8 protein-coding genes are annotated in these 7,797 nt (G+C 64.3%); 5 read left to right on the forward strand and 3 right to left on the reverse strand.

All coding sequences use genetic code 11. The features are described 5' to 3' along the window. Positions 1 to 274: 274 nt before the first annotated feature. The 3 genes from GY937_02975 to GY937_02985 are packed head-to-tail and all read right to left on the reverse strand — an operon-like array spanning position 275 to position 3,033. The gene (locus tag GY937_02975) at positions 275 to 1,249 is read right to left on the reverse strand and encodes a M23 family metallopeptidase (GenBank protein MCP5055670.1); all 975 of its coding nucleotides are present in this window, start codon (positions 1,247 to 1,249) and stop codon (positions 275 to 277) included. Positions 1,250 to 1,283: 34 nt separating this feature from the next. Further along, on the reverse strand, positions 1,284 to 2,396 hold the full coding sequence (locus GY937_02980; protein MCP5055671.1) for a ferritin-like domain-containing protein: 1,113 nt from the start codon (positions 2,394 to 2,396) through the stop codon (positions 1,284 to 1,286). A 22-nt stretch (positions 2,397 to 2,418) separates the two neighbouring features. Beyond that, the gene (locus GY937_02985; GenBank protein MCP5055672.1) at positions 2,419 to 3,033 is read right to left on the reverse strand and encodes a TetR/AcrR family transcriptional regulator; all 615 of its coding nucleotides are present in this window, start codon (positions 3,031 to 3,033) and stop codon (positions 2,419 to 2,421) included. Positions 3,034 to 3,127: 94 nt separating this feature from the next. Here GY937_02985 and GY937_02990 point away from each other — a divergent pair, with 94 nt between their 5' ends. From GY937_02990 to GY937_03010, 5 genes are all read left to right on the forward strand, one after another. Continuing rightward, positions 3,128 to 4,087 (forward strand): radical SAM/Cys-rich domain protein, encoded by a 960-nt coding sequence (locus GY937_02990; GenBank protein MCP5055673.1) that lies wholly within the window; start codon positions 3,128 to 3,130, stop codon positions 4,085 to 4,087. A gap of 56 nt (positions 4,088 to 4,143) precedes the next feature. Beyond that, positions 4,144 to 4,875, forward strand: coding sequence for a TVP38/TMEM64 family protein (locus GY937_02995; protein ID MCP5055674.1), 732 nt, complete (start codon positions 4,144 to 4,146; stop codon positions 4,873 to 4,875). Beyond that, positions 4,872 to 6,410, forward strand: a complete 1,539-nt coding sequence (locus GY937_03000) for a mercuric reductase (GenBank protein ID MCP5055675.1) — start codon at positions 4,872 to 4,874, stop codon at positions 6,408 to 6,410. Before GY937_02995 ends, GY937_03000 begins: the two co-directional genes overlap by 4 nt. 230 nt (positions 6,411 to 6,640) lie before the next feature. Next, complete coding sequence (locus GY937_03005; GenBank protein MCP5055676.1) at positions 6,641 to 7,330, forward strand: hypothetical protein; 690 nt, start codon at positions 6,641 to 6,643, stop codon at positions 7,328 to 7,330. Beyond that, on the forward strand, positions 7,327 to 7,665 hold the full coding sequence (locus GY937_03010) for a hypothetical protein (GenBank protein MCP5055677.1): 339 nt from the start codon (positions 7,327 to 7,329) through the stop codon (positions 7,663 to 7,665). The genes GY937_03005 and GY937_03010 overlap by 4 nt, the downstream gene beginning before the upstream one ends. Positions 7,666 to 7,797: the final 132 nt, after the last annotated feature.

Here is a 7,797-nt window from a genome sequence, read left to right on the forward strand (position 1 = left end):
AAGTCAATCCGATACCGCTTCTTCGACATACGGGCCCCATGAATCGGCCCGCGACACGGCGAGAACCGATTGGCTGCGGGGGACGCAGTGCTTAGCATGACAACACTTCCGCCTTTGGTCGATACAAGGGACTAGCTGGGGGCGGCGAGGGGCCGGATTGTAGCGGCGGTGCCGGCATTTTCAGCCCGGGCGGTGCCGCCCTTGCGTGCGAGAACCCGGAAAAGCACTTCGATTCTGCTGTGGAGGGTTTGCGGGGCGGATTGGGGCAAAGGGGCTAGATCTCGTCGGCGAACACGACGCCATCGAAATCGGCCGCCCGGAAAGGCAGATCGAGACGAGGCCTACGGGCGTTGGGCTCGGCGTAGGGATTCGGCCGTTTCTTGAACCGGGTGGGGTAGTAGTTCGACTCGACGATCGCGCGTGCTCCGCGCATCGAAACAGGTTCGATCCGTTCGAGTTCTTCGCGGACCGCCCGAGTCGCGCAGCCCGCAACCAACTCCGCAACGGCGGGTGCCGAATACGTCGACGGGACGAAGGGCTCAGAGGGGCTGTCCTGGAGCATGGGCTCGGGGAGCGCTCCGGCCCGCCACAGGCTCTCTTCGCCATGCTGCGGGAAGGGGTCGACCGGCTCGCCATCGAGCCACGTGTTGAAGTGCACATGGGGAGTGCCGAAGGGAAAGGTCACGAGGGAATCGAGGCCGCTGTACCCCGAAAGAGCAATCGGCTCGCCCCGCGCAACGACCTGGCCCACACGAACCAGGGGCCGGGCCAGGTGGGCCGAGGTCGTCATCAATCCTTCGCCGTGATCGATGAAGATCTTCAGCCCGCCGCGATTGAACTCGCTGACGACATGCACGATCGCGCCGGGCGCCGCAGCCAGCACGCGAGTTCCGACCGGAATCGAAAAATCGGTCCCGTTGTGGCTGTCGTAGGTGAGATCGCGTCCACGAAAGTCCTCGACCTGCGTCTTCAGGACCGACCAACCGAGTTCGATCGGCGTTTGACGATGATTGAAGAGATTCGTCACGATCGCCCGGCGCGGCACGACGAAGCGGCCCCTCCACAACGGGACGGCGAGGCGCGGCCGCAACTGGCGCAGGCTCGAAAGGCCGAACTTGCTAGGCGGCACATCCTCCTGCCCACGCACGGCGATCATCGCCTGCGCGAAACGTTCGCGGAACGGATCGAGCCCCATCGCCTCCCGGAAGAGGCGAAGCTTCGGCTCGTCGACTTCGGGAAGGTCGGCCACCCGGCACCTCCAATCGCGATCGGAGACCGGGCGGTTAGCCGCGCAGCGCCTTGCTGATCACGCGCCGCTTGCTGTTGATCTCGCGAAGCTGCTCGACCGTCGCCTCCGCAACGTCGTAGCCCGCAACCTCGTCGTCCTCCCGTTGAAGCTCGTTCATGTCGACCCAGGCGGCGTACACATCCTTCGTTCGATCCGTGATGATGCCAGCCTTCAGCAGCGTCTTGATCAGCACCCGGAAGATGTTCGTACCCTCGGTCATCGACTTCCGACGGTCTTCGTTCGTGAAGGCCTCCATCACTGCGCCGCGCACCCAATCCCACTCGAGGCCGAATTGCGGGTAGATGGCCTGCTTCTGCTCGGCGTTGACCAGATTGAAGAGCAGGACTTGGAAGCACTTCGCAGCCCAATCCTCGACCTTCTCATGCTCGTCGTCGGTGAGCTTGGGAACGGTCTTGTCCGCCCAGATCTTGCCGAAGCGGTGATGGAAAGCCTCGTCGCTCATCACGAGCTGGACCAGACGCTTGAGCGTGGGGTCGTTCGTTTTCGCCTGGAGCGTCGCGAAGGCACCCATGGCCAGGCCCTCGATCAACATCTGCATGCCGATCAGCTTCTTGTAGACCGCGCCGGATTGCACGATTTCATCCAGCAGGCTGGCGAGTGTCGGGCCGCAAGCGATCGGTGCCCCCCAACGTTTGTTGATGTACCTCGAGAAGCCTGTGACGTGTCGGGCTTCCTCACGGGCCTGGTTCGAGGCGTATTCCTGGGCACCCGGATCCCGCATGATCTGGCACAGACTGGCGGAGAGCGAAAACGCACCCTGCTCACCGTGAAGGATGGAGGAAAGCGTGAAGCGCGAGCTCTCGTTCGCCAGCTGGATCTGCTGTCCTTCGTCCAGGCGGTCGGCGACGGCACAGTTCAACTCGACCGTGAATTCCCGCGGCATCAGGAGTTCATTCTTGATGTCGAACGGCTCGACATCAAAATCGATGTACTGAGGATCCGTCGGGTCCCAGAAGTGATCACGCGTGGCGGAGATGATTCCGTCGAAGGCGTCGCTGCGTTCGCCGTAGCGATCGACCTTGATCAGGGAGAGGAAGTTGTCCCGATCGACGGTGTTGTAGATCGGGTCATGGGTGATATCTGCCATTCGAAAGATTCTCCGTGGGCGTTCAACGCTCGGGGCGGCTCGGGTGGAGGCCGAGCAGGGTTTCGATCACTTGTTCGCGGCTCGCCCGGTTCGGGTCTTCGACCCACCAGGCGAGGACGCGCGTCATCATTGCGGCATAGGCCTGGGCGGCGATGGCCGGCTCGGCACCGGCCGTGAGCTGCCCCGCTTCGCGACGAAGCACGAACGCCTTCTCCAGATCGGGAACGATCTGATCCATCACCTCGTCGGCGATCGGCGCACTCTCTGCCCCGCGTCCGAAAACGACGCGAATCAAATCGCCATGATCCTGGCCGTAGGCCACCAGCTCGGTCATGCCAGCTCGGAGCTCCGCACGACTTCCCGGCTCGGTTCCCGCGGTGGCCCTGATCCGGCGCTCTCGCAACTCTGCCAGGGCGGATAGGGCGATCTCGCGAAACAGCGCCTGCTTGTCGGGGAAATGGAGATAGAACGTCCCGGTGGCGACTCCGGCAGCCCGGGCGATATCCGTACTGGTCACGCCGTGGAGGCCCTGGGCGGCGAAGAGCGTGGTCGCCGCTTCCAACAGGCGGCGCCGGGTGGCGTCCCGGCTGCGGGCCGGAGCCGAACCCGGCTCGAACTCTGACTCAGGGGGTGACATGAAGTTCAGTTCAGTCTATCGCTACACCGACCCAGAAGGCAACACCCCAGGGGAAAATGCACCTGAACGCCCCGACCGGCATCCTCCAGACGCGATGACACGTCCGTTCGAACGACTCCTGGAGAAGCGCGGCCTTCTGCCCCTATGCCGGGGAATCACGACGACCCTGCAAGTGAACGTGGGGCTTCGCTGTGATCTCGCCTGCCGACACTGCCACGTGGAAGCCGGGCCGAAACGTGAGGAAGCACTCGGGCGGAAACTGGCCGAGCAGGTACTTCGGGTCCTCGCGGCCAACCCGCAACTCGACACATTGGATCTCACCGGCGGCGCCCCGGAACTGAACCCGCTGTTCCGGGAGCTGGTGCGCGGCGCCCGCCGGCTCGGACGTCGGGTCATCGATCGTTGCAACCTGACCGTCTTGTTCGCGCCCGGCCAGGAAGACACCCCTGAATTCCTGGCCGGAGAAGAGGTGGATATCGTCGCATCCCTTCCCTGTTTCAGCGCCGAGAACGTCGACGCCCAGCGAGGGAAGCTCGTCTTCGAGCGCAGCATCGCCGCCCTGAAGCGGTTGAACGCCCTCGGCTACGCATCCGGGGACGGCCGTAGAAACCTCGACCTCGTCTACAATCCGCTCGGTGCCAGCCTGCCTCCGCCCCAGGCCACACTCGAGGCGGAGTACCGCCGGGAGCTCTGGGAGTTCTTTGACATTCGCTTCGACGGGCTGCTCACGATCACCAACGTGCCTATCAAGCGTTTCGCGCGGGCACTCGAGCGTCGAGGCGAATTGGACGCGTATCTGGCGCTGCTGGTACAGAATTTCAATCCGGCGACCGTTCCGCGCTTGATGTGCAGGAGCACGCTTTCGGTGAGATGGAACGGCAGCCTCTACGACTGCGATTTCAATCAGGCCCGGGGCCTCCCGCTGGCAGGACCGAAGACGCTCTTCGATCTCGAACATCTGCGCGAGCTCGAAGAGCTGGAGATCGCGACCAGCGACCATTGCCTTGCCTGCACCGCTGGATCCGGGTCGAGCTGCGGCGGCGCACTGGCGTAACTTCTCCCGGGCGGCGGCATCGTCCGCCCATGCCCCCGAGCAGGAGCCATGACCCGATGACGGAGAGCCTCAAACCGGAGCCGGCCAGGAGCGGCCCCCCGATTGCCAAGATCCTGGGAGGCCTCGCTGCCATTGCAGCGCTGATCCTTCTGGGCCGCTTCCTCGGCGACAGTATCGAGCCCTTCAAGCAATGGGTCGCCGGGCTCGGCGCACTCGGCCCCATCGTCTTCATCCTCGGTTACGCAGTAGCCGTGGTCGGTTTCGCCCCGGCGTCAATCCTCACCCTCGCCGCGGGCGGGATCTTCGGGCTGGCCTACGGCGTCGTCTACGTATTCATCGCGGCCATGCTGGGCTCGACCGCTGCGTTTCTCGTCGCCCGCTATCTGGCACGCAGTGCGGTCGAGAAGCGGATCGAAGGAGAGCCCCGCTTCGCCGCCATCGATCGCGCCGTCGGACGAGAGGGTCGCAAGATCGTCTTCCTGCTGCGGCTCACACCGGCCATCCCGTTCAACATCCTGAACTATGCCCTCGGCCTGACGAAGGTGCGCCTGACGGATTTCGTCATCGCGGGCGTCGGCATGATCCCGGGCACCTTCTTGTATGTCTACCTGGGATACCTCGCAACGGAAACCGCTGCTGCCGCCGGCGGCGCGGGCAATGCCGAACTCGGAACATGGATCCTGAACATCGTGGCGTTCGTCGCCACGATCGCAGTCACCGTCTACGTCACCGTCATCGCTCGCCGCGCGCTGGCCGAAGCGACCGATGAAACGAAGGAAGAAGCGTGAGCGAGCTACCGAAGATCGAACCCTGGGACGAGTTCAACCAGACTCTCGTCGGCAACGTACATCCCGCCGATTGGTCCAACCCGGTCCCCGATGGCCGCTACAACCTGGTCGTGCTCGGCGCGGGAACGGGAGGATTGATCACGGCCCTCGTGGCCTCGAGCCTGGGCGCCAAGGTCGCGCTCATCGAACGTCACCTGATGGGCGGCGATTGCTTGAACGTTGGCTGCGTCCCCTCGAAGGCCGTGATTCGCAGCGCGCACCTGGCACAGGAAGCCCGGGCCTCGGAATCCCTCGGGCTCGGACTCCGCGAGGGACAGCTTCCGGATTTCTCCGAAGCCATGAAGCGCATGCGTGAGATCCGTTCGAGAATCAGTCATGAGGATTCAGCCAAGCGCTACAGCGACGAGTTCGGTATCGATGTATTCCTCGGCAACGCACGCTTCATGGGCGAAGGAAGGGTAGGTGTCGACGGAACCACTCTCGAATTCGCCAAGGCGGTGATCGCGACCGGCGCCCGCGCCGTCGCGCCGCCGATTCCGGGCCTCGAGGAAGCCGGCTACCTCGACAACGAGAGCGTCTTCAACCTGACGACTCGACCGAAGAGGTTGGCTGTGATCGGCGCTGGCCCGATCGGCTGCGAACTCACCCAGGCCTTTCGACGGCTTGGCTCGGAGGTCTGGATTCTCGAGCGTGCGAATCAGATCCTCACCCGCGAGGACCCGGACGCCGCGAAGATCGTTCAGGACGGTTTCCTGCGGGAAGGCATCGAAATGGTATTCGAGTGCCAGATCCAACGCATCGAGAAGCGCGGTGACGAGAAGGTCATCCACCTCTCCTGCCCCGAAAAGGGAGAGCGTGAGCTGGTCGTGGACGAGATCCTCGTCGGCGCCGGGCGGGCGCCGAATGTTTCAGACATGGGTCTCGAGGAGGTCGGTGTCGAGTTCGACCTTCGCCAGGGCGTGAAGGTCGACGATCATCTGCGCACCACGAACCCCAGGATCTGGGCAGTGGGCGATGTCTGCATGCGCTGGAAGTTCACTCACGCTGCGGATGCCGCCGCAAAGATCGTCGTGCAGAACGCGCTCTTCTCGGTTGGCCCGTTCGGGAAGAAGAAACTCTCGGACCTCACGATGCCGTGGTGCACCTACACGGATCCGGAGATCGCCCACGTCGGTCTCTACGCCCACGATGCCGAGGCCAACGGTGTCCCGATCGATACCTACACCGCCAACATGGCCGAAGCCAACCGGGCCGTCACCGACGGGCAGGAAGAAGGCTTCATCAAGGTCCACGTGAAGAAGGGCACGGATCAGATCGTCGGCGCGACGATCGTGGCAGCCCATGCCGGAGATCTGATCACACAGCTCACCTTGGCCATCACCCAGAAGATCGGCCTGGGCACCTTCACGAACGTCATCTTCCCCTACCCCACCCAGGGTGAGGCCCTGAAGCGCGCCGCCGGGGCCTACACCCGAACCCGCCTCACACCCACGCTGAAGCGCCTCTTCGAGGGATGGCTCGCCCTGCGCCGCTGACCCAACGGAGGGAATGCTCCTCCTTGCGTTCACCTGGTCACGCCCCGTGAACGACACGCGAAGACCGCCTGCAGCGCTCGATTGCGCCCGACACCGTCCGGCTGCGACCGACCAAGGGGGGCGCAGCCGCTAGGCGACGCCTAGCAACGAGATCAAGGACTGCGGTCGACGTTCGCTCGCCGGCATGGCCGTTGCAATCGAGCCTTGGCATCCAACAAGTGGAGCCGAGCGTGCCTTCTCTTCCCACACTCCTGCTAGTCGTCACCATCGCTGGGTGCACAGCGCTCCTGAACGGAACGACAGCCCAGTTGGTCGCTATTTCGGGCGCCTTCTGGGTCGCGTTGCTCGAGTTCGACCACCGCGGTGGCCGACGAACCCACGCGTTCCGTTTCGTCACGGGGATCAGCGCTTCGGCCCTGGCTTGCCACTTCGGATGGATCCTCCTTCACCTGGATCGAGCCACTGACGTATTGGGCTCGTTATTCGTACCCGCCGGCTTCTGCGTGCTATTCGCGCCCATCGGTGTCGCTCTTGCGAGCCCACACCGATCGGACGAGCGGGCTTCCTATCTGGCTCCAGCGTTCGGCGCCCTCCCCCTCGGTCTGGCGACAGCCCGACTGGGATGTCTGGCTGCAGGCTGTTGCCACGGCGTCGCGCTGCGCGGAGGGTTGGTCCCCACCCAGGCGATCGAGATTGTAGGCTGCGCTCTGCTGTCGATCGGCACGCGTCTGCTCCCACCCACGAGTATCCCTGCCGCCACCCTCGCAGGCCTTGGGGTGATTCGCCTGGTGGTCGAACCCTGGCGCGCCCCGGATCCGCTGGGGCCGCCAATACTGTCGACGACGCTTCTTGCCGCGCTTCTGCTTGCAGCCGCGGGTCTCCCGCTGATCAGCAGCATCGCGAAGCGGGCCTCGGCATGACGCTCTCCCTCGGCACGTTGGCCATCACATTGGCCAGTTGGGGATTGCTTCTCCTCGGCGCGATTTCAGCCGAAGCCCATGGCCTGGAGCACGCAGTCTTCGGCTCCTTCCTGGCGATCGCCTTGCTCCTTCTCTTCACCCGAAAGCCAGGCGCTCGCCGCCCTGCGCCGCCCGGCCTGTGGGTTCTCGGCCTGGTCTCTGGCTTTGCGTCCTATCCGCTCTGGGCCTGGGCAATCTCCCGTGTCGGACTCGGCATCGGCCTCGCAGCCGCCCCAGAATCGACGAGACCCGAAGGCCTTCTGGTCGCGGTGGCCATCCTCGGTGTCGGGCTGTAGACGCTCACTCAGAAGCGTAGAAATCTGATCATTTGGCCGGGGGGCGACGCAGCCCGCCGTTCCGGATTCCGATTCAGATCTTCCGGGTCGAAAGGTCCTTGACCCAGGGCGAACGCCCTCCCGGCTCGACCG

The organism is bacterium, from assembly GCA_024228115.1.
Classification (GTDB): Bacteria; Myxococcota_A; UBA9160; order UBA9160; family UBA6930.

Coding starts and splice junctions, on each gene's coding strand:
- GY937_02990 (MCP5055673.1), top strand. CDS start 3,128: ATGACACGTCCGTTCGAACGACTCCTGGAGAAGCGCGGCCTTCTGCCC.
- GY937_03010 (MCP5055677.1), top strand. CDS start 7,327: ATGACGCTCTCCCTCGGCACGTTGGCCATCACATTGGCCAGTTGGGGA.
- GY937_02985 (MCP5055672.1), bottom strand. CDS start 3,033: ATGTCACCCCCTGAGTCAGAGTTCGAGCCGGGTTCGGCTCCGGCCCGC.
- GY937_02995 (MCP5055674.1), top strand. CDS start 4,144: ATGACGGAGAGCCTCAAACCGGAGCCGGCCAGGAGCGGCCCCCCGATT.
- GY937_02980 (MCP5055671.1), bottom strand. CDS start 2,396: ATGGCAGATATCACCCATGACCCGATCTACAACACCGTCGATCGGGAC.